A 23,847-nucleotide genomic window follows, 5' to 3' on the forward strand; every position below is an offset into this window, starting at 1 on the left:
CATGTCCGAACGTCACCCAACATTGCACGGCAGCGCCCCCGCAACCGCCGCCACCGGCCGACAGCCCGGGAAGAGTGGTTGCACTTTCATGCACTGATCCCCGGCCGGAGTTCCGGCGCGACGGTCGTGGCGTCTTCACTGGACCGCGACGTCGAGGGAGTGGTCCGTCGTGAACTACAGCGAGCGCATCGAAGGCCTGTTCCAGGAGTACGAACGGCAGCGCACCAGCCTCGCCGAGATGCAGGCCCGGATGAGCGCGCTCTCGGCCACCGCGACGTCACCGCGCCGCGAGGTGAGCGTCACCGTCGGCCAGAACGGCGTGCTGACCGACATCCAGTTCCCCTCCGGCGCCCACAAGCGGCTCACCACCGCCGATCTGACGCGGCTCATCATGGACACCTACGCCGACGCCAAGGAACAGGTGATGAACCAGGCGGCCGACGTGCTCGCGCCGATGCTGCCGGACGGCCTCGACGCCCACAAACTGGTCCGGGGCCAGGCCGGGGCCGACGCGTTCCTGCCCAAGGAACCCCGCATGGTGACGAGCGTGCGGGAACTCCTGACCCGGGGGCCCGAATGATCAGCAACAATCCCGGCGGGCGGCTGTGGGTCGACCCGGACGGCGTGGAGGGGCTCGGCAAGGCGTACGAGTCGCACGTGCAGCTCTACGAGTCCTACCTCTCCCAGCTGACCGCCCTGCGCGCCCGGTACGCCGACGCCTGGGGCGACGACGACATGGGCGAGCAGTTCTCGACCAAGTTCCTCCAGGGCCTGGACAACCTCGAAGCGATCATCGGCGGCGTCAAGGGCACCCTGCACTACACCGCCCAGGGCCTCAAGGAGAGCGGCCGGGCGTACCGGGAGGCGGACGAGGCCGCCCTGGACGTCAGCCGGAAGATGGCCAAGGACTTCGACGGCCTGGACGGACCCCCGTACGCGAGGCGGGCGGTGGCGGGCCCGATGCTGGAGCCCACGGCGGAGGGTGAGCCGCGCCGGCCCCATCTGCTGTCCCGCCGCCTGGCGGTCGGCGAGCCGGCCGGCGAGCCGGTCGCCGAGCGGGCCAGGCTCCTCCCGCAGCAGCAGGGCACGCCGCTGCTGCCGCTGGAGCCCGCCGAGGCGCTGACCCCGCTCACCGCCGCCACTCCGGCCATCTCGTCCTACTTCGTGCGGCCGGAGTACGCGACCGCGCACGTCGGCGGCCGGCCGCTGCCCGAGGGGTACCGGCTGATCGCGCTCAACCCGTTCGAGGACGGCAGCACCCGGGTGGACGCGAACCTCTACGACTCGATCACTCCGCTGACCGGCACACCCGTCACCACGCCGGACGGCAGGGCGATCGATCCCGGACAGGGCCGGTTCTTCGTCGTCAAGGAGAACCCGGCCGTGGACCCGGCTGTGCCCGGCTACCAGCCGCTGTACCTGAGCTACGCGCCCGACGGCACGCCCACCCCGATCATCCCCGGCGCCTGAGCCACCCACCCGCGCCCGGTAGGACATGCCCGACTTCCACATCCCCAACGACCCGCAGTGGCAGTGGGCGTACGACCTGATCCTCGTCGCCGTCGGCGAGGAGTACCCGAAGGCCGACCCCGCCGCCCTGCGGGCCATGGGCGACGAACTGTACGCGCTCAGCAGCACCATCCTCAACGGGATGGGCGCGACCGCCAACCTCGGCTACGGGCTGGCCGGGAGCCTGTCCGGCCCGGCGATGGACGCGTTCCAGCAGTACCAGGTCGGTATCACCAAGAACGTGCCGGCCGGCGGCAACATCGCGCTGGCACTGGGCGGCTCGGCCTACAACTTCGCGCTGGACTCGGAGAACACCCAGTACAACATCGTCATCGCGGCCTTCACCCAGGTCGTGGAGATCGCCATCGCGCTGGCCTCCGGCTTCGGCGCCGCGGCGGTGCCCGCCCTGATCAGGATCGGTCAGGAGATCGTCGGGGCGCTGATCAGCCTGTTCCGCCAGCGCCTGCGCAACATGCTGATGCGGCTGGCCTGGGAGGCGTTCCAGGAGGGCCTGGAGGAACTCTGGCAGAGCGCCGCCGCCCAGGTCACGCAGATCATCGAGGGCAACCGCAAGTCCCTGGACTACAAGGACCTGGCGATGGCGTTCGCCGGAGGCGCGTTCATCGGCGCGGGCGTCAGCGGCGTGCAGATGATCGGCGGCAAGTTCTTCCCGAAGATCAACAACAGTGTCCTGTCGCGGGAAGGGCTGTCGGCACTCGCCGAGACGCTGTTCGAGGGCCTGTTCACCATGATGGTCGGTGGCGGCGGCTTCAACCCGTGGGCCACCATGACGTCGTCGATGATCGGCGGAATGGCCCACCACTACGCCACTGTGGTGGGCCAGAGCTACGGCCCGGGCGCCGGTGCCGGCGCGCCACCGCCGACGATCGAGACGAAGAACCTCACGACCACCGCGCCCACGCCTCCGCCCACCGCCGTGGACGGACCGCCCGTGCCCCCACCCGCCGGCTCCTCCGCCGGTCCAGGCAGTCAGGGTGGCGGCCCGGGTCCGCAGCCCTCGGGCGGCCCGGTCGCCGGAGGCGGTGCCGGTCAGGGGTCCGGCCCGGGCGACACCGGGGGTCAGGGGCCGGCGCATCAGGGCTCCGGCGACCAGGGCCCGGGCAACCAGGGCACCGGTCAGGGCAGCGCCGGAAGCACCGCTCCGGGCAGCCAGCCTCCTGGGGGCCAGACCGCGGGCGGCCAAACTGCGGGCGGCCAAACTGCGGGTGCTCAGACCCCGGGCGGTCAGACCTCCGGGGGCCAAAGCGCTGGCGGTCAGACCGCGGGCGGCCAAACTGCGGGCGGTCAGACCCCGGACACTCAGACTCCGGGCGGCCAAACCGCGGGAGGTCAGACTCCGGGCGGCCAAACCGCGGGAGGTCAGACCGCGGGCGGTCCAACCGCGGATGGTCAGGCCGCCGGTGGTCAGGTCCGCGACGGGTCGCAAGCGGGCGTATCGAACGGCAGCACGAGCCCCGACGGCGTCGGAGGTCAGACCCCGAGCGGGCCCGGCACGGCTGGTCCGGGCGCCGGCGCCGACCCGCGTGGGGTCGGCGGGGTCGCCACGGGGCCGGGCCCGGCCGCAGGCGGCGAGGCCACGGCACCGCGCGCCGACTCGACGGGTACGCCGGGCGGCAACCCGGCGAGCACCGGCACCGGTACGCCCACGACCGGCACCCCGGCAGCGGGCGCCGACGTCGCCGCGCCCTATGGCGGCGGACTTCCCGGTTTCGACACTCCGACGTCGAGCGGCGGAACAGCCGGTGCCGACACCCCGGCACCCGTGACCTCGCCCGCCACCACTGCCGGCCCGGTGGCCGTCCCGGCCGACCCCGCACCGTCCACCGCCACACCGAGCGCAGGCACACCGGCAACCACCACGCCAGGCACAGCCACGCCGGGCACCGCCGCACCGACGACCACCGTCACCGCGAGCACCACCGCACCGCCCACTGCCGTCACGCCGAGCACAGCCGCACCGAGTACCGGCACCGGCACCCCGTCTGCGAGCACGCCGTCGACCAGCCCACCGACCAGCGCGCCGAGCACCGGCACGTCGACCACGAGCACCCCGGCCACCGGTACGCCGTCGTCGAGTTCGACCACCAGCGGCCAGCCGACCGCTCCCCCACGCGGCGTCGCCGGGGCCGCGCCCCCGCCACCGATGGCGCCCGTCGACGGCATCTCGGTCGACGGCCCGGCCGTGGTCGCCTCCCCGGCCACCGATCCGGGTGTCGGCACGCCGTCCACAGGGGAGCAGGCGGTCGCGGTACCAGGCCCGACCACCGACGCCGCATCGAGCGACGTCCACTCGGACGCCTCGGTGGACGCCACCGCCGACACGGTGGCGGAACACGCCACGGACACGAGCGCCGTCGGCACCGCACCGACGCCGGACGGACCGACGGCAGGACAGGGCGACACCGCCGAACCGACGCCGGACGGGTCGCGAAGCGTGCAAGCGCCGCCGCTCGCCGTCGCGGACCCTGCCACGCCCAGCCGGGCCGAGCGGAGCCCGCAGTTCCGGCAGGCCAAGGCGAGCGCGGAACCGAAGCGGCTGCGCACCGAGCGGTACGTGCCCTGGAAGGACACCGTCGTCCCCGGCACGCACCTGCTGCGCGGCGAGATCACGACTATCGACTTCACCACCCGGGAGTTCACCGCCGACGGCAGGGACTACCGGTCGTTCGACGTACACCTGGATCTGGTCTCGAAGAACGACCAGATGTCCCCCCGGGAGTTGCGGGACTTCGCGGAGACGGTGCAGCGCACAGTCGACGACATGGTCAACGGCCGGTACACGCTGCCCGACGGCCGGCTGCTGCACATCGACCTGGTCGTCGACACGCCTCCGTGGCGCGACGGTATGACCCGCGACTGGCAGGCGGATCCGCGCCGCAACCCGCCGGTCGAGGTGACCTCGGAGACCGGGGTGAGCACCGACCAGCACCTGTGGAACACCGGGGACCGTCTCTCGGTGATGGTGCACGAGGTGATGCACTACCTCGGGGCCAAGGAGGGTCACCAGGCCCCCGAGCACCTGTTCACCACAGTCGACCGTCCCGGGGTGATGGGCGTCGACGTCGGCGCCCTGCCGACGTCGTCGGAGCAGGCCGCGACCTCGACCGGGCCGGTCGACTATCTCACCGCGCAGGATCTGGCGACGATCCACGACGCCGCGCTGACCGCCGGCCCGGTGCGCGACCTGCCGGTGCCGCAGACGGCGCACGACCAGACGCCGGACCCGCGTCCGAATCCGCAGATCCCGTCCCGCGCCCCGGCCCCGCCACCGCCGCCGCCACCACCGCCCGGCGTGACGGGCATGCCGCCACCACCGCCACCGCCACCGCCACCCGGTATGCCGGGCATGCTCCCGCCGCCACCGCCGCCGGGCATGCCGCCACCACCCGGCATGCCGCCACCGCCGTCGGCCGGTCCCACGACTCAGGCCGTCGACCTGACCCCGACGGACCTCTCACCCGCCACGCTGCGGCACCGTGACCCGAGGCCCTCGCCCACCCCCGTCGGCCAGAGGCTGAACGAGAAGTACGGCGTCGTGCACGTCGTGGACCAGGGGTCACCCGGCGTGGGACACCAGGCCGCGACGGTCGCGATGCTCGACGGGCTGGCCGCCACCGGCTACCGGGGCACTGTCGTGCTGACCTATCCCGGCAACAAGACGCCCTTCTACGCCGAGCAGCTCGGCCGACAGGAGGAGTTCGAGACACCGGCGGGCTCGTACGACCTGTTCCACCGGGAGTGGACCGGCCACCGCGGTGGGATGGACGTCGTCATGCGACCGCAGGGGCCGCCCGGCACCAATGAGAAAGCCTGGAAGACGACGGACTGGCCCGGCGCGCCACGGGCCAAGGCGTGGCAGGTGGACCGGCAGAAGGGTTTCCGGGAGCAGAAGATCCGCGAGCAGGGCAACACCCAGAGCCTGCGCATGGACGAGCTCGCCACCCGCCTGCTCCCTGAGGGCGACGTGCTGACGGTGCTGCCGGCTGTCGACGTACCGAAGAACGACGACGGCTCGGAGTGGACCGCGGAGCAGAAGCGGGAGTGGTTCCAGCAGGCGTGGGCCGGTCCGCTGCGCGACGCCGCCCGTGGCAGGGACCACGACGTCGTCACGCTCCAGCCGTTCCTGTGGGACCAGTTCCCCCGGCAGGTCCGCAGCACCACCGGGACGGTCGAGGCGGAACTCGACGAGACCTCGACCGGGGTGCCGTCCTACCGTCGCCCGCCGCCCTCCACCCGGCCGGCCGCCCGGGACGTCATCACCGCCACCGGGATCCCCGGGGCCGACGACCTCGCGACGGTGGTCGACGACGACGCCACCGACGTGGTGCTCGTCTACTACGGCGACACGCCTGACACTCCTCCGCACCAGGAGGTCGTCGACCGGCTGGCCGCCGCCGCCCGGCCCGGCCGGAAGACCGTCGTCCTGGTCCTCGGCAACGACGAGCGGGTCCTCACCACGAGCAACGCCGACGTCCACGTCGCCGCGCTGCCCCGTGTCACACCGGAGCAGATGGCCGGTCTCCGCGACCGCGCCACGCTCGTGGTCACCGAGGGCGCGAACACATGGCAGGAGGCGCTCGCGGAGGGCAGGCCCACGCTCTCCGTGACCGGCTCCGAGGGTGACACCAGGCCGTGGCGCAACGAGCCGGCGTCGGTCCGGAACGACGACGCCGCCCGGGGCGGCCATGACCGGCTCGTGGTGGCGTCGGAGTACCTGCGGCACGGCGGCGACCCCGCCACGGTGCGGGACTTCGTCCAGGACGACGACGGCGGTGTCCGCACGTACTTCGACGGATGGCGGGACGCGCTCGGCCAGACCGGCTCCGACCAGGTCGACCAGGCCCTCGCCACGGTCACCGGCCTGCCGCTGGACCCGGACGCCCGCCCGCGCACCGACGCCGCGCCCGGCGCTCCCCCGGCCGACAGCACCCTGCGCGTCCCGGGAGTCCTGCCGGACCGGTTCCCCACGCCCAAGACCCGCGACGAGATCGCCCGGGCACGCGCCGAGCAGCACGACACGGCGCCACGGCGGATCGCGAACACCAGCGCGTACGACGTCATCGACCGTGGGCTCCATCCCGACACCCGCGTGCCCGACGTGGTCGCCCGCTCGTACGAGCAGGCCGGCCTGACCGTTCCGGCGGGCGACCGGCCCCGCCTGCGCCTCGACGCGGTGGACAACCGCATCGCGTACGACCATCGGGTGCTGGACCTCGGCGACCGCAACGTGCAGGACTTCACGGTCAAGGTCTTCCTGGACCCCCGGGACGACGCGGCGGCGGATGCCCGGCCGGACGTGGAGACCCGGGTACGCGACGCGGTCGACGCGATCTACAACCAGGGCTTCCGGATCGGCGCCGATCAGCTCAACGTCACAGTGGAGTTCGTGACCCGGCCGAGCGAGGCACACGCCGTCGTGGCGCTGCACGGCTCTCCGTCACCGACCACCCAGACCACCTGGTCGACGCACTCCTCCGATTTCGACCTCGCGCACGAGATCGGGCACTTCCTCGGTCTGCGCGACGAGTACTCGGTGGCGGACCGCGCCCTGGACGGCACCTTCGTCCAGGGCGACAACTCGCTGATGGCGACCACCACGCGGCAGCCCGGCAACGATCCGCGGTTGCTGGCGCGCAACGTCCACCGGATCGCCGGTCAGCAGCGCGACGTGCTCTCACCCGACCGTGGCGGGTTGCCGCCCCGGACGGCGCCGGTCCGGTTCGAGCCGGTACGGGTGCCCGGCGGCCGCAACGCACGGTTCGACGAGCTGACCCGGCACACCCGCGACGTCGGTCCGGGCAACTACCGGAAGGAGACGGCCGACCTCAAGGACGACGGCGCGCCCATCGGGTTCGTCGTCAACTCGATGCTGCCCGCCGACGACGTCGACCAGATCCCCGAGGTGGTCCGTGCCGTCACCGAGGGACTCGCCCCGGGCACCACAGTCGCGTTCGTCTTCGGCGTCAACACCACCGCCGAGGTGCCCGACCTCGCCTTCCGGGACGCGGTCGCCCGGGCCGCCCGGCTCGCCGAGAGCCTCGACGTGCCGGTGGCGGTCAACGGCTACGCGGTCGGGACGAAGAACGGGAAGTTCCCGTACGGCCGGACCCGCAACCAGGTGCTCCGCGACCCAGACACGGTCGCCGCGATCCAGGGCCTCGCGCAGGGCGGTCCGGACGGCGAGGCCCGGCGCTACCCGTACGTGTCGATCCAGGACTTCGACATGGGCGCCCGGACGACCTCCGACGGCACCCACGTCTTCGACCGCATCGACAGCCGGACCCGCTTCGACCCGGACGCGACCGGACCGCAGGACGAGCCACCGGCCCGGCCCATGATGATCTCCGGCGGTTACCGCGTCGGCGACACCGAGGAGCTGATCCGGCGTACCCGGGAACGGCTGGAACGACGCGCACGCGACCACCGGGCGAGGATCGCCGGCCTCCCCGCGGGCAGCGAACGCACGACCGAGCAGCAGAAGCTGGCCGCCGTGCACAACGGCCTCGCCAAGCTCGACACGCAGGCCGGGCGGGACGCCTTCGTCCGGGACTTCACCACAGCCGTGGACGAGGACATGCGGTCCCGGGACCGGCAGGCCAGCGTCCACCCGATGCTGCCGTACTCGCCGGAGCCGAACCTGTTCGTCGACGGCCTGCTCACCCTGGGCCGGCCCGAGGTCCGGTTCGGCGACGCGGGCGCGGAGTTCCTCCTGCTGGCCGAGAGCCTGCACCGGGCGTACGGCGAGGAGCTCGCCGTCGCCCACGGCGCGGCGACGCCGGCCGGCCTGCCGGCGGACGTCCTCACCGTCGACGTCCAGGTCGACTCGCAGAACAACAGGCATCCCGACCGCGACCTGGCCTTCATGACGGACTTCGTGGGCGCCGCCACGCCCACCGACCTGTCCCGGCTCGCGGCCGACTTCGCCGTCGGCAACTTCCTGCCGCAGTCGCACGCCGTGCCGACGAACGTCAACCGGCAGCTGTTCTACACCGAGGGCACCGGCTTCAAGGAGTACCGGGCCGAACTGCGCAGGCCGGACCTCGCCGCCCCGAAGCCGTTCGCCGCGCCCACCGACGTGGGGCCCGGCCCGTCGTGGACGTGGCAGCAGACGCTCACGCCGCAGCAGCTGCGGCAGCTCGGCGCGCAACCACACAACAGGTACGTCACCGCCGTCTCGCTGCCGGCGCCGGACACCACCACGGCGCCGGACGTCCCACCCGAGTTCGATCCCGACCTGGACCCGGCACGGCCGGCCCGGACCGTGGGCCTGCCGGACAGCCAGCGCCTCGTCGCCGCGCACCTCGTCGCGACGTCGAACGACTCCGGGACCATCCAGCAGGAGTTCGCCGCCGCCACCGCCGTCGCCGACCGTGGCGGGCTCGACCGGCAGTCCGGCTCCCTCTACGACGCGATCGCCGCCGCGCTGCCCGACGGTGACGCCGACGCCCTGCGGATGAGCACGCTGCACGCCGGCCGGGACACGATGAGTCTCGACGAGGCCGCGGCGATGCGGCAGCGCAACCCGTACGACAACGGCCACTTCGTCCGGGCCGTACTCGCCCCCGACCCCGGGGGGCGACGCCGCGACACGCCGGTCGACGACGCCGAACGGCAGCGCAGCGCCAACGCGCACGACGTGGTCGAGTTCGCCGCCGCCCGCGGCACCCAGGTGCACCTCGTCGTGTACGACGACCCGGCCGGGACGCCGCGCGACTACCCGGTGGTCGGCGCCCGGCCCCGTGGACGGCTGGAGCTGCTCCGCACGATCGACCCGTCGGGTCACGTCACCTACGCACGCCATGTGCCACCTCCGTCGGCCCCGGCGAGCGACACCGACAGCGACAGTGACAGCGATTCCGGCGGCTTCGACCTGTTCGGCGACGACGACGGCTACGGAGGCTTCGACGGCGGCTTCGACGACGACAGAAGCGACGACAGCGACGACGGTCTCGCCACGTCCACGCCGGCCGACGACCCGGCCACCCGGTCGGCCGCCGACGACACCACCACCGCAGAAGAGACCGCCGCAGAAGAGACCACCGCCGCGGAGGACACCGCGGGCGGGACGTCGTCGGCCACCGGGACCACCTCGGCGCTGCCGTCGCCCGACGCGGTACGCCGGGGCCTGCCCTCCTACCTGCGGGAGAGCCGCACCCTCGGCCTCGCCGAACAGTTGCGCGCCACCGAGAACGCGGCGCTCGGCGCGGCGCTGCGGACCCTCGACCCCGGCCTGTCCGACGACGTGGTCGCCGCCGTGGAGGCGGACAGCCGCGACGACGTGGACCAGTTCCTCGGCGAGGGCCGCCCGTACCCGGTCACGATCGACGGGCATCCGGCCGAGCTGCGGGTCACCGCCGTCCTCGACTGGGACGCGCTCACAGTGGACCGGGCCCACGACGACCCGCGCAAGGTCTCCGCCAAGAACCGGGAGAACCTCACCCACACGCTGCGCCACAACCGGGACCGGCGGGTCGAGCCGAAGGTGACAGTCACCGCGATACCCGGTGTCGTCGTCGGCGTCGGCGGTTCGGTGCCGACGGCGCCCACCACCGAGCACTCCGCCGCCCACAAGGACACCTACACGTCCACCACCACGGTCAAGGTCACCGGGCTGACCGAGGTGACGGTGCCGATCCGGTTCGTCGCAAGGCTCGTGCGGCCCGGCCGTCCCGCCGCCGAACCGGTCGAGACGTCGGGCAGCGTCGCTCTCGCCGTACACACGGGGTTGCGGACGGCAGACGCGACAGCGCCGGCCGCCGCGGACCGTGCGCTCGGCGCGCCCGTGCCGGCCCGGTTCGGGGTGGAGAGCGTACGCAGCCGGCCGGCCGATCCGGGCGCCACGTTCTTCGACCAGGTGGAGGCGATCCTTGCCGAGGACGGCATGGCCGACCTCGTGCGGATCGGCGCGCCCGGCCGCCCGGTGATGCAGAAGCTGCTCAGCGACGCGACGTTCTCCGGCAGCCTGCCGGCGATGGTGGTCACCGACCCGGCGAACGTCCACGACGGCTGGGTCCGGTCGGGTTCGCTGCCGCGCGCCGCGCGCAGCGGCTGGCGGCGTTTCTTCCCGGGCCGCGCCCGGCAGGTCGAGGTCCGCCTGGTCGCCCGGCACGTCGAGGAGGTGGAGCGGGTCGACGGGCTCACGCACGTCGACACGTCCGCGCTCGCCGCCGAGAGCACGAGCGCCGCCGCCACCAAGCGGCAGTGGGGGCTGTGGGGCCTCGCCGGCGCCGGAGTGGACGCCGCGCCGCTGAGCCTGGTCGTCGGGCCGCGGATCGGCGGCGGCCGGGAGCGTGGCGCCACCCGGACGATCACCGAGCGGACCGGCGGCAAGCAGACGGTGACCGGCACCGCGCCGGGCGTCCGCTACCGGGTCGAGTACGGCGTCCAGGTGCGCGTCCTGGGCCGCGCGCCGCGGATGCTGTCCGGTTCCGTCGACGCGCTCCAGTGGACCACCGGCGACCGGCTGCCCGGCACCGCCCTCGACCCGGACGGCCGGGAGTGGCGCGGACGGCGCGGCACCGACCGGACCCACTTCGCACCGACGCGCATCGAGCGGGGTGAGTCGTTCGGCGGCGCGTACCTGACCCGGGTCGGCGACCGGAGCCTGTACGAGACGGTCGCCGACGCGGTGCGGTCGGTGCCCGGTCACGACCGGTTCCGCCTGGCCACCCGCGACGAGACGCTGCGGCACTTCGGCGACCAGCAGCTCGCCGACGGGCTGACCCCCGAGCTTCAGGCGGCACTGACCCGGGCCACCGACCTGCGCACGCAGCTCTCCCCCGACCAGCTGCGCCACCTGGCGGACCGGATCGTCGGCCCGGGGTTGAAGATCCCGCTGATCCGTACCGGCACGTTCCACGACCACGTCACGGTGGTGACGATCAAGGGCAGCCTCGGCGAGGTGTCCGACGGCGACCTGCTCGACCACGACAAGATCGGCACCGCCGCCAAGCGGACCGCCAGGTCCACAGTCACCAGCGCCCGCGACGACAGCCGGTCGGCCGAGCTGAGCCTGGAGCCACGCATCCTGGGCCCGCTCGGTCAGGCCGCCTCGACGCTGCTCGGCGGACCGCGCGCCGCGGTCACCTGGGGCACCACCGACGAGAGCGCCGTCACCGGCGGGCAGTCCACCGAGAGCGACCACGGGCCGGCGCTCGACGACGAGGGCAAGCCCACCGGGGTACGGCTGCGCGAGTTCGCCGCCACCCTCGACCTCACCGTCACCACCACGTCCACGGTGCGGGTCAACCAGGCGGGCCGGCAGCTGTCGTTCGGGGCGTACGGCCGGGACGTGCCCACCGTCGTAGCCGCATCAGAGCAGCGCCCCCGCACGCACCGCCTCGACGTGCGCATGCTCGTCCCGGAGTCGCGGGTCTCCCGGCAACGCCCCGGCGCGGAGCCCAGCCCGGTCCCCCGCGACGTGGAGACCATGGCGTACCCGCCGCCGCTGAGCCGGATGACCGGCGGGCCGCACGACCTCGACGGACGCCGGGTGGAGTCGTTCGTCGGCGCCGACCGGTTGCAGGACGCGGTGGTCGAGACGCTGCGCGAGGCGAGCCGGGACGACGTCTACGCGGTCGAGGACGGCCGGATCTCCACTGTGGTCGCCGACGAGCTGTCGCCCGAGCGCCTCACCGGTGACGCCGAGCTGTTCAGCCGCCCGCTGGCGCTGAGCAACCTGTGGCACGGCCGCCGGGCCGCCGACGCCCGCGCCGACGTGCGGGTACGGCTGCGCCCGACCAACCCGGCGGTGCTCGACGGCGCCGAGTTCGCGCGCGTCAAGCGGACCTTCGCCAGCGGCACCGCCCGCAAGACCACCGACGCGCGGGCGATCGAGGTGAGCGTCTCCGGCACCGGCGTCGCGTCGGTCAGCGGGCCGGTCGCCGACCACGGCGGCAGCACCGGCCGGCCCGGGGGCGCTGTCATCCTGTCCGTCACACCGTGGCGGCGGGCGTGGGGCCGGATCAGCGAGCGCAGCGCCTCCGGGGTCTCCAAGCTGCGTCTCGGCGGTGGCCGGGCCGAACGCGAGCTGCTGGTGCGGGTGGACGTCGAGGCCGAGGTGGTCGCCGAGGCCCGGCACGACAGCAACCTGCGTCCGCTGGGCCGCTGGCCCGGCACACCGGCCCGGCGGGCCGGCCGGCGGCTCACCCTGCCCGGCGCTGTCGTCATGCGGATGACCCCGGCGGAGCTGAAACGACTCCAGGACCGCGACCGCGCCCGCCGGCACGGCACCGCCGACGTGCGGCTGCACCTGCGGCACGCCGAGAACGCCGAGACGCTCCGCGCCGAGCAGCGCGAGCAGCTCGCCCGGATGGCGCGCGAACAGGCCACGGAACTCGGGAACCTGCTGCGGCGGCAGCACACCGACCTGCGTGACGTGCAGGCCTACGTGGACCGGGTCCGGCGGGACCGCCGCATCAGCCCGGCGGGCCGGCAGCTCGCCGACGACTACCTGGCCGATCTCCAGGAACGCCACCGGCGCGAACGCGAGGATCTGGCCGCGGCGCACGAGGCGGCCACGGACGCGCTGCGGACGGCGCAGGAGCGGGAGCGGGCCGAGCAGGCCGAACAGCAGCAGCGGGAACGCGACCTGGTACGCGAGGCACAGCAGCGGCAGAACGAGGACGCCGCCGGCCCCGGCGCACCGGCCCACGCGGCACAACCGGAGTTCCGGGCCGGACCGGAACGGTCCCTCGGCATCGGCGGCGTCACCACCCACATCGACCTCACCGATCGCATCCCGCACCTGCGGCGTGCCCTGGCGCGGGAGTCGAGCGAGGAGCTCGCCCAGGCGATCCTGCCGTCCACCCGGGACCGCGGCCCGGACGACCCGGTCCGAGGGCTCGGCAGCACCGGTTTCCTCGGCGCCGCCCACCTGCACCTGGCCGACGCGCTCAACGGCGGCCGGAGCGAGACGGTACGGCTGGAGCGGCGTTTCCGGGGCGCCACGTACGACGTCACGCTCACCGCCGAGCCGGTGGGCGAGCCGAGCTTCACCGGCATCGACCTTGTCGACGAACTGTCCGTCACCGACCGCGCGGTCGTCGGCGAGGCGCAGACCCGCACGACGTCGCGGACGGCGGCGCAGGTCACGCTGACCGGACGTGCGCAGGGCACCGAGACCGACCGGGTTCAGGACGACGCCACCCGCACCACCGGGCACGGCCCGGCCTCCGGCACCGTCGCCGCCGGTCTCACCGGCACCGCCGCCCTCGGCAACCAGGCCACCAAGGCGATCGAGCGCACCGGCCGCACGTACGAGCAGTCGCTGACCGTGTCCGGCCCGGTGCCCACCTACCGCGGGGCGGTCCGCCTGACCGTCACCGTCACCGGGCGCGGGCTGCCCGAGGGCGGCGTGTCGGTCCACGCGGTCCACGACGTCACCACGTACTCGGCGACCGAGGGCAGGAAACTGGCCCCGTCCGGCCCGGTCACACTGGTCGCCGCCGGGCAGACCACCGACGAGGGCCGGCGGCGATGGCGCGAGGAGGCCGGCTTCGACCGGCTGCCCGAGCCGGGCCGGTTCGCCGTCGAGGACGTCCTGGTCGACCTGCCCGGCCTGCACGATGCGGCCCGGCAGGCGCTCGTCGCCTCCGGCGCCGCACCCGGCAGGGACGTCGACGCGGCGCTGCGCGACACACTGACCGTGAGCCGGATCAAGGCGTTGCCGGCGATGTTGAACGGCGCGTTCCCGCTGCCGATGCCGGCCGGGCTGGGCCGCGACCTGTTCCTCGACGCCCGGCTGGTGGCCCGCCCGAAGCTCCTGCGCGCGGACGCCACGGTGAAGATCGGCGGCTCGGCGAAGCGCGCCGCGGACACCGAGTACGAGCAGACCGCCGGACGTTCGTTCGCGCTGAAGACGGCCGGGCCGCTCGTCGTCGGCGGCGTCGGCCATCCGGGCGGCGCGAGCCGGGTGGGCGAGCGGCAGGACTTCGCCGCCGTCAACGCGGCCACGCTGGTCGAGCAGCAGCTCTACCGGACCGACCCGGGCGCCCAGGTGAAGGACGAGGGCAAGGTCTCGGTCAGCACGACCGGCAAGCCGGCCCGGCGCACCGACCCGGACGACAAGCTCACCGCCGCGGTCGAGTACGACGTCGAGTTCCGTTTCGTCGCGCGTTCCCGCGACGCCGCAGGCAGGCACCGGGCCGGCACGGAGGTCCGGGTGCCCGGCGGTTTCGTGGTCCGGCTGGACGAGGCGGCGGCCCGGGACGTCATCGGCCGGGACCTCTCCCCCGGTCTGCGCGCGTCCGCGCTCGCCGTCGCCGACGCGGCGAAGAAGCTGTCGGCGGCGGCGGCCCGCCTGGACGGCCTGGCCTCCCGGACGGACGCGGACGCCGACGCCGCCGCCGAGGCCGAGCAGTCCGTGACGGAGGCCGAGAACGCCTGGTGGGACGCCTACCGTGCGCACGAGGCCGAGGTGGCCCCGCCACCACCGGCACCGGCTCCGCCGGTGGACGTGCCCGCCGCCGAGGTGGCCACGCCCACCGCGCAGGCCCCTGTGGTCGGCGACCCGGTCGACGTCACCACCGGCCGGGTCCTCTACACCGAGGTCGACGCCCGCCTGCCGGGGCTCACCCTGGAACGGACCCACCGCTCCGACTACCGGTGGGGCCGCTGCTTCGGCCCGACCTGGGCCTCCACGCTGGACCAGCGCGTCGTCACCGACGACACGTACGCGCGGTTCCTGGCCGCCGACGGCTCGATCCACACGTACCCGATGCCGGCCGAGGGCGACGAGGCGCTGCCGGTCGCCGGCCCCGGCGGGCCGCTGCGCCGGCTGACCGGCGGCGGCTGGCTGCTCACCGAGCCGGGCCGGTCGCTGCTGTTCGCGCCGGCCGACGCGCACGGCGACTCCTGGCTCACCGACGTGGTCACCGACCGCACCGGGTGGCGGATCGAACGCTCCGCCGACGGCACGCCCGGCCTGCTGCTCTCCGCGTCCGGCCCGGTCGTGGTGCCGCACCTGACCGGCGGCCTGGTCGTCGGCGCACACGTCCGCGCCGCCGACGGCACCGTCCACCTCCCCTCCTTCGGCTACGACGACAGGCGGCGCCTGGTCGAGGTCCGCAACTCCTCCGGCCACGAGACGCGGCTGCGCTACGACGACGCGGGCCGGCTCGTGCGCTGGCAGGACCGCAACGGCGAGTGGTTCGGCTACGACTACGACGAGGCGGGCCGCTGCGTCCGGGCCGGCGGCGGCGGCGACGTCCTGCGCTACTCCCTGCGGTACGACGACGGCGTCACGCACGTGACGAACTCGCTGGGCGAGGTGACCCGGTACGAGTTCGACGAGCGCCACCTGGTCACCGCGATCGTCGACCCGCTGGGCGGGACGGTCCGGCAGGAGTGGGACGCGGCGCACCGGCTGCTGTCGCGCACCGACCCGCTCGGTCGCGTCACCCGCTTCGACCACGAGGCGCGCACGCTCACCCTCCCGGACGGCTCGACCCACCCGGTCCCGCCGCGCCCGCCCGCGCACGCGGACGACATCGAGTTCGACGCGCTCGGACGGGTCCGGGCGACCCGGGCCCCGGACGGCGCGGTCACGACGTACGGCTGGACCGCCGAGGGGGATCTCGCGTGGCGGGTCCGCCCGGACGGCTCCACGCAACGGTGGTTCTACGACGGTGAAGGGAATCTGGTGGACGTCATCGACGCATCAGGAAGGGCGGTGAGCTTCGAGTACGGCCCCTTCGATCTACCCACGGCACGGGTGGATCAGGCGGGGAACCGCACCGAGTTCACGTACGACACGGAACTACGGCTCGTCGGGGTGACGAATCCGGCGGGCCGGACGTGGCACTACGAGTACGACGCGGCAGGCCGGCTGTGCGGGCAGACCGACTTCGACGGCCGTACCCAGCGCTACGAGCACGACGAGGCGGGCCGGCTGGTCGCGCACACCGACGCCGCCGGCACCGTCACCCGCTACCGCTGGGACGCGCGGGGCCGGGTCGTGGAACGCCGGGTCGGCGACGCCGTCACCCGCGTCGAGTACGACGCCGACGGCCACGTGGCGGCAGTGCTCAGCCCGGACGCGCAGGTGCGGTTCACCCGCGACGCCGAGGGCCGGGTGCTGTCCGAGACGATCAACGGCCGGACCGTGCGCACCTCGTACACCGCCTCCGGCACGGTCGAGGCGCGCACCACGCCGTCGGGCCGGTCGAGCCGGTGGACGTTCGACGCCGCCGGCCGCCCGGAGAGCCTGACCGCCGGGGAGCACCTGCTCGGCTTCACCCACGACGACGCCGGCCGGGAGATCGGCCGGACCGTCGGCGGCCTGGTCGCGCTGCGGCAGACCTTCGACGCGGCCGGGCGGCTCACCGGGCAGCACATCGCCGACGCCGCCGAGCGCCGCTACACCTACGACGCCGCCGACCGCGTCACCGCGATCGCCGACTCGCTCGCCGGTGACCAGTCCTTCACCGCCGACGACACCGGCCGCATCCGGGCCGTCGACGGCGACGTCCCGCAGCGGTACGACTACGACGAGGCCGGCAACCTGGTCGGCGCCGGTGGCGGGCGCTGGGAGTTCACCGGCACCATGCTCGTGCGCTCCGACGACGCGACGTTCTCCTACGACGCGAAGGGCCGCCTCACCGGCCGGGTCGACGACGCGGGCGCGTGGCGCTTCGAGTGGGACGCCGAGGACCGGATGGTCCTGGCCGTCACGCCCGGCGGTGACCGCTGGCGCTACCGCTACGACGGCTTCGGCCGGCGTATCGCCAAGCAGCGTCTCGGCGACGGCGACCGGGTGCTGGAAGAGGTGTCGTTCGCCTGGTCCGGTGACCTGATGCTGGAGCAGACGCACCGCGACGCCGCCGGCGCCACCACCACGACCACGTGGGACTACCGTCCGGACGCGGCGGTGCCGGTCGCGCAGACCGACGACGGCACGCTCCGCGCGGTGATCACCGACACCATCGGCACCCCGACCCACCTGGTCGAGCCGGGCGGCGGGCTGCGCTGGTGGTCGCGGGGCGACCTGTGGGGACGCGGCGCGGACCGGACCGCGACGCCGCTGGCCTTCCCCGGCCAGTACGTCGACGCCGAGACCGGCCTGCACTACAACCGGTTCCGCTACTACGACCCGGCCACCGGCCGGTACGTCAGCCCCGATCCGCTGGGCCTGTCCGGCGGGCCGAACCCGACCGCGTACGTCAGCAACCCGCTGACCGTGGCCGACCCGCTGGGCCTGACCAGTTGCACGCCCGCTCCGACGACGCCGCACCCGCTGGCCGCTGTGGAGCCGGCGCTCGCCGCGCCCTCCGACCAGACGCCCAGCAGCCTGCCCACGAACGCGGCGCCGCCACCGCCGAGCGCGCTCTACGGCATGCCGACCTGGGTGCGGGAGGCCAGGCGCAACCCGGACGGCACCGTCACCTACGAGTACGTGGAGCGCGACACCCCGTCGCCGCCGCCGCTGAGCACACCGGTCGGGCAGGTCACCGCGCAGGCCCAGGCCTGGTTCGACACTGTCGGTTTCGCCTCGCAGACGACGCTGGCCGACACGTCCTCGACGGCGTACCAGAGCTACCAGAGCATCCGTTCCGACCTGTACGCGAGCACCGGGCACCGCCCGCGTACCGGGCCGCGGAGCAACCGGGACGGTCACTTCAACGAGCCGATGGTCGGCAACCGCCCGTACAACAACGCGGAGGGGACCGGCCTCGGCGACCGGATCGGCGCGGAGGCAGACGGCGGTCGCCGGACCGCCGGCCAGATCGCGAACTACCTCCGTGGGTTCACGGCGCTGGACTCCATCACCAGCGCCGCCGGCCGGGAGTTCGCCACCGTGGTCACATTCGCGGAGCAGGCCCGTGGCTACGCCCAGGAGCGCCACGAGGCGGCGAACGCGCTCCAGGAGATCCACTCACTGGCGAGGAGCGAACGCGCACAGCACTACTGGGAGAACGTCGGTCACTGGTACGGCCCCGCCCGTCGTGGCTACGCCAGCGAGGAGGACTACGTTCCGCCGTCGCAGCGGCCCCGGCCCGATCAGCTGATCACCGGTACACGCAGGCCGCAGCGGACCACGACGCACGCGTTCGCCGTCGACGGCGAGCCGAGCGGCAGCCGTGACCGCAGCGACCGGTCGCGCAGCCCGCGGGACCGGAGCCGCCCCAGCGGCAGCAGCCACCGGCGAGGCCGTCGCCAGGAGTACGGCTTCCAGGGGCAGCAGACCGGCCCGGTCAGCATCGGCACCGCCTCTGCCGCGACGCAGGCGGACACCACGACGCCGCTGGCCGAGCAGCTGGCAGCGGCGCAGGGCGACCCGCAGGCACAGAACCGGATCCTCGACACCTTCCGGGACGCGCTGTCCCGGGACGTCCCGTTGAGCAACGGGTCGACGTTGCAGATCATGGCGGCGAACTCGCACGGCGGCACGGCCAACACCGCCGCCGACCTCGAGACGCTCAACGACGCGGACCGGCGGCACCTGCGGCAGATCCACCAGTCCCGCGACGCCGGCAACCAGAACGACTGCATCACGCTCACGATGGCGGTCGACAGCTACAAGCAGTCCGGGCTGATCACCCAGATCCCGTCGCAGACGCAGCCGAGGGAGCTGAGCGACCTCCAGAAGCAGTACCCGGGGCGCACCACCGAGGAGGTCGGCACCCTCCAGGGGCTGGTGGACGCGCTCGGCGCCATGCCGAACGGCACCAACGGCATCGTCGGCTTCCGCACGGGCGGTCCCGGCACCGTCGGCCACGTGGTGAACGTGTCGAAGGACTCGCGGGGCCGGGTGACGTTCGAGGACTCGCAGGTGCCCGGTCTGGCGACGCTGCCGCAGATCGGACCGGACGGCTCCGTCGTCCTGATCCGGACCAGCGACCCGGTGCCCGGCCCGTCCAGCGACGTGGACATGGCCTCGGTCCGCGACGCCGACTCCGACGTCGACATGGCCTCGGTCCGCGACGCCGACAGCGACGTCGACATGGCCTCGGTCCGCGACGCCGACAGCGACGTCGACATGGCCTCGGTCCGCGACAGCGACTCCGACGTGGACATGACGGACTTCTCGCCGACCACCGAGACGTTCGCCGGGGTGGCGCCCGAGGCGGTGGCGAAGACCACCGCGGAGACGCCGACCGTGGGTGACCCGATCGACGTCACCACCGGCCGGATGATTCTCACCCACACCGACGCCGTGATGCCGGGGCTCACGCTGGAGCGGACCTACCGCTCCGACTACCGGTGGGGCCGGTCGTTCGGCCGGGCCTGGGCCTCCACGCTCGACCAGCGGATCATCGTCGACGGCGAGCAGGTCCGGTACCTGGCCGCCGACGGCTCGCTGCTCACCTACCCGCTACCGGCGGAGGGTGAGGTGGCGCAGCCGGAGACCGGCCGGACGCTGCCGCTGCGCCGACTGGTGGGCGGCGGGTGGCTGCTGACCGATCCGACGTCCGGCCGCAGCCTGCTGTTCGCCGCGGCGTCGCGCACCGAGTCGCTGCTCACCGACGTCACCGACGGCGGCGTCCGCTGGACGATCCACCGCGACCGCCGGGGTACGCCGACGCAGCTGCTGTCGTCCACCGGGGCCACCATCGCGTTCACCTCGTCCGCCGGACTGGTCACGATGGTCTCGCTGCCCAACGCGGCGGGTGACCTGATGGCGGCGTCGCAGTTCGGCTACGACGGCGACCTCAACCTGATCGAGGTGACGAACTCCTCGGGCGACCCCGAGCGCTTCACGTACGCCGACGGGCGGCTGGTGCGATGGGAGGACCGCAACGGCGAGTGGTACACGTACACCTACGACGAGGCCGGCCGGTGCGTCGCCACCGACGGCAAGGGCGGCTACCTGCGCTACCGGTTCGACTACCAGCCGGGCCGTACGGTGGTGACCGACTCGCTCGGCGCGGTGCGCGTATACGAGCTCAACGACCGATTCCAGGTGGTCGCGGAGACCGACGCGCTCGGCGCGACCACGCGTAACGTCTGGGACGAGGCGTACCGCCTGCGGTCCACGACCGACCCGCTGGGCCGCACCACCGCGAGCGAGTACGACGCGTACGGGCGGCTGGTCGCGGTCACCCGGCCGGACGGCAGCCGGTCCGTCACCACGTACGACGAACTCGGTCGCGCGGTGTCCTGGACCGACTTCGACGGCAGCACCCGCAACCGCCAGTTCGGCCCGGACGGCCTGCTGATCGCCGAGGTGGACGCCTCCGGTGAGGTGGTCCGGTACGAGCAGCCGGCCGCCGACGGCCGGGGCACGACCACCCACGTCGGACCGACCGCCGTCGTGCACGACCCGGCCCGGCAGATCACCGCGGTGAGCACCGGGCAGGGCGAGACGGAGTACACCTACGACGCGCTCGGCCGCCTGTTCAGCATCCAGGACGACACCGGTCTCACCGAGTTCGGCTGGACGCTGGAGGGTGACCTGGCCTGGCGGGAGAACCCGGACGGTTCGGTCGAGGAGTTCCTCTACGACGGCGAGGGCAACCTGGTCGAGTGGGTCGACGCCACGGGCCGCCGGACGATCCGCGAGTACGGCGCGTTCGACCTGGTCACGGCCGAGATCGACGACGAGGGCAACCGCACCGAGTACGCGTACGACACCGAGCTGCGGCTGGTGCGTGTCACCAACCCGGCGGGTGCGACGTGGAGCTACACGTACGACCCGAACGGGCGGATGGTGTCCGAGACCGACTTCGACGGCCGCACCCAGCGGTACGTCTACGACGCCGCCGGGCAGCTCGTCGAGCGCACCGACGCGGCCGGCGAGGTCACGCACTACACGTACGACCTGCTCGGCCGGGTGGTGGAACGGCGCACCGGCGAGTCGGTGACGCGCATCGCGTACGACGCTGCGGGCCGGGTCGTCCCGGCCGAGGACGGCGGCTCGCAGGCCCGGCTGGAGCACGACGCCGCCGGCCGGGTGGCGAGCGGCGCCACAATGTCCACCTCGTCCGGCGGTTCCCTGCCGGAACCGCACACCGCTCCAGTACCCCGGCGGTGACCCGCCGCCCGCCCCGGCCGTCACGGCGGCCGGGGCGGGCATCCCGTCAGACGAACCACGACAGAGAAGGACTACCCGATGAACGCCGACGACGCCCGCACCCGGGCGCAGACCGCGCTGCGCCGGCTGGAGAACCCGGAGCAGCCGCTGACGCTGCTCGCCCCGGACGCACCGGCCGAGTACGAGTGGTGCTGGGTGTACCCGTTCAACACGGTCCGGGCCACCGAGACCGGCGACATCATGGACACGCTCGCGGTGGGCCCGCTGGTCGTGCCGAAGAACGGCGCCGAGCCGTGGGTGGCGCCGTCCGGTCCGCCGCTGGAGCGCTGGCTCAACGAGTACGCCGCGCGGGAGGGACTGCCTCCGGTGCCGGTCCCGGCCGCACCGGACCCGTTCGCCTGAGCCGGACGGACGGCCCGCCGTGACCGTACCGTCGCGGCGGGCCGCCGCCACCTGGAGGAACCATGACCCACAGCGCCGAGCCGCTCGACGTGCTGCTGCACCGGATGATGCGCGGCGACGCCGCGATCGAGCAGGTCCAGTCCGCGCTGCGCGCCTCCCCGCTCGACCTCGCGATGAACGGCGACGGCCGTCCCCTCGTCGTCCGCTCCTTCGACGACCTGCCGTGCGTGGTCGTGGCCACCTCGGCCGACGAGCGCGCCCGCACCTTCGCGCCCGGGTGGCGCCGGGTCGAGGCGGCCGAGCTGGCCGAGCTGCTTCCGGACGGCATCGACGTCCTGGTCGACCCGAACCGCCCCGAGCCGGTACGGCTGGCCGCCGCGATCGTCTGGCACGCCCTCCGGTTCGCCGACGAGGACACGGACGGATGAGCGACGACGAGTTCCTGTTCCTGCTCGACCCGCAGTGGCCGGCAGGCGAGGACGACGAACCGCCGTTCGAGGCGGTCGTCGGGGTGTGGCAGGTCGGCGCGGACGGCGAGGTGGGCGAGTTCCGGCGCAACCCGGACTACCGCCCGCACTTCCCGGACTCCCCCACCGACCCGGTCGACGCGCTGCTGCGCCTGGTCGCGGCCGGTGCGGCGCAGCCGGCTCACCTGCGGTCGGTGCTGCGCGCGTCCCCCCTGCACCTGGCCGTGAACGGCGACGGGCGGCCGCTCGTCGTCAGCGCCCCCGACGACGAGCGGTGCGTGGTGGTCGCCACCGGCGAACCCCACCGGGAGCCGGTGCCGGCGCCCGGGTGGCGGCTGCTGGACCTGGCGGAACTGGCCCGGGTGGCCGGTGACGGTGACGTGCTCGTCAACCCGGGCGGCCCGGCGCCCGCCCGGCTGGCCGCCGCCTTCCTGCACGAGACGGCGGCGACGCGATGAGCACCGGTCTGCTGCACCTGCTCTGCCTGCGTGCCGCGGGCCGGATCCCGGACGGCGACCTCGCCGGCCTGCGTGGCCTGCTCGCCCACGGCGACCACGGCGCCTGCGCCGCACGGCTGCTCGGCGCGTTCCCGCAGTCAGCGGCGGAGATCGCGGTGCTCACCGCGCTGCTGCCCCCGGAGACGCCGCTGCTGCCCGAACCGGCTGCGGACGAGAACGTGGACGCCGAACCGACGGCCCTGTTCGTCCCGTTCCCGCCGGCCGACCTGCCGCTGTACGCGACGGCCGCGCCGCCGGTGGTGGACGAGACAGCCGGTGGCACCGTGGACGACCTCGACCGGGCCCTGCTCGACGTGCTGGACCCGGCGCGCACCGCCGGGGTGTGGCGCTGCTGGCGGATCACCCGGGGGCCGGACGGCACCGTCGACGCCGTGCGGGTCTACCTGGTCGAGGCGACGGCGCCCGACGACGAACTGCCCGCGATCGCCGACCGGGGGCAGCAGGCCCTCGCCGACGCCGGGCACGCCGCGCCGGTCGAGGTGTACCGGCCCGACCTGCCGCTGCCCGCGTACCAGTGGGCGGCCCGGTCCCGGTCCGCGCTGATCTGGGCTCCTCAGCCGCCCGGCGAGGTGCACCTGGCCGCCGACGGGGACGCCCGGCTCCCGGTCGACGACGACGAGATCGCGGCGTTCGTCACCCACCTGCGGTCGGCGCCCGCCCTGACCGCGCACCTGTGCACCGACGGCACCTGGGTCTGGCCGGCCGACGTGGCCGACCGGCTGCTCGACGAGGGCGCGCTGGCCGACGAGGGTCTGCTGCGGCACCTGCGGCGGAGCCGGGCCGACCCGCCCGCGCCCGCCGACGCGGTCGCCGTCCACCGGGCGTTCGCCGCCCTGGTACGCGCGAGGGCGCTCTGACCGGTGCACGAACGCCTCGGGTCGCGGTGTCCTTCGGGCACGAGCCCCGGCGCTGCGCGGCGCTCCCGTCGGCCGCCGTGGTCGAATGCGCCGACGCCCGC

General features: G+C 74.1%; 7 protein-coding genes. All 7 read left to right on the plus strand.

What is annotated here, in order from left to right; all coding sequences use genetic code 11:
- Positions 1-169: 169 nt before the first annotated feature.
- The 7 genes from MICAU_RS19110 to MICAU_RS19140 all read left to right on the plus strand — a co-directional run bounded on the left by MICAU_RS19110 (position 170) and on the right by MICAU_RS19140 (position 23,746).
- Complete coding sequence (locus MICAU_RS19110) at positions 170-580, plus strand: YbaB/EbfC family nucleoid-associated protein (RefSeq protein ID WP_013286990.1); 411 nt, start codon at positions 170-172, stop codon at positions 578-580.
- A complete protein-coding gene (locus MICAU_RS19115; protein WP_013286991.1) occupies positions 577-1,470 on the plus strand; it encodes a WXG100 family type VII secretion target in 894 nt (297 codons plus the stop codon). The genes MICAU_RS19110 and MICAU_RS19115 overlap by 4 nt, the downstream gene beginning before the upstream one ends.
- Before the next feature lie 25 nt (positions 1,471-1,495).
- Complete coding sequence (locus MICAU_RS19120; RefSeq protein WP_013286992.1) at positions 1,496-21,502, plus strand: DUF6531 domain-containing protein; 20,007 nt, start codon at positions 1,496-1,498, stop codon at positions 21,500-21,502.
- A gap of 78 nt (positions 21,503-21,580) precedes the next feature.
- Positions 21,581-21,904, plus strand: a complete 324-nt coding sequence (locus MICAU_RS19125) for a YrhB family protein (protein ID WP_013286993.1) — start codon at positions 21,581-21,583, stop codon at positions 21,902-21,904.
- Positions 21,905-21,966: 62 nt separating this feature from the next.
- Entirely contained in the window at positions 21,967-22,332 is a 366-nt protein-coding gene (locus tag MICAU_RS19130; protein WP_013286994.1) for a type VII secretion system-associated protein, read from the plus strand.
- Positions 22,329-22,829, plus strand: a complete 501-nt coding sequence (locus MICAU_RS19135; RefSeq protein WP_013286995.1) for a type VII secretion system-associated protein — start codon at positions 22,329-22,331, stop codon at positions 22,827-22,829. Before MICAU_RS19130 ends, MICAU_RS19135 begins: the two co-directional genes overlap by 4 nt.
- Positions 22,826-23,746, plus strand: coding sequence for a hypothetical protein (locus tag MICAU_RS19140; RefSeq protein ID WP_013286996.1), 921 nt, complete (start codon positions 22,826-22,828; stop codon positions 23,744-23,746). The genes MICAU_RS19135 and MICAU_RS19140 overlap by 4 nt, the downstream gene beginning before the upstream one ends.
- Positions 23,747-23,847 lie beyond the last annotated feature (101 nt).

Origin of the sequence: Micromonospora aurantiaca ATCC 27029 (assembly GCF_000145235.1) — a bacterium.
GTDB lineage: Bacteria > Actinomycetota > Actinomycetes > Mycobacteriales > Micromonosporaceae > Micromonospora > Micromonospora aurantiaca.

What these genes read in the sequence shown, in the direction of transcription:
- MICAU_RS19115 (WP_013286991.1), top strand. Translation starts at nt 577, where the DNA reads ATGATCAGCAACAATCCCGGCGGGCGGCTGTGGGTCGACCCGGACGGC.
- MICAU_RS19120 (WP_013286992.1), top strand. Translation starts at nt 1,496, where the DNA reads ATGCCCGACTTCCACATCCCCAACGACCCGCAGTGGCAGTGGGCGTAC.
- MICAU_RS19125 (WP_013286993.1), top strand. Translation starts at nt 21,581, where the DNA reads ATGAACGCCGACGACGCCCGCACCCGGGCGCAGACCGCGCTGCGCCGG.
- MICAU_RS19130 (WP_013286994.1), top strand. Translation starts at nt 21,967, where the DNA reads ATGACCCACAGCGCCGAGCCGCTCGACGTGCTGCTGCACCGGATGATG.
- MICAU_RS19135 (WP_013286995.1), top strand. Translation starts at nt 22,329, where the DNA reads ATGAGCGACGACGAGTTCCTGTTCCTGCTCGACCCGCAGTGGCCGGCA.
- MICAU_RS19140 (WP_013286996.1), top strand. Translation starts at nt 22,826, where the DNA reads ATGAGCACCGGTCTGCTGCACCTGCTCTGCCTGCGTGCCGCGGGCCGG.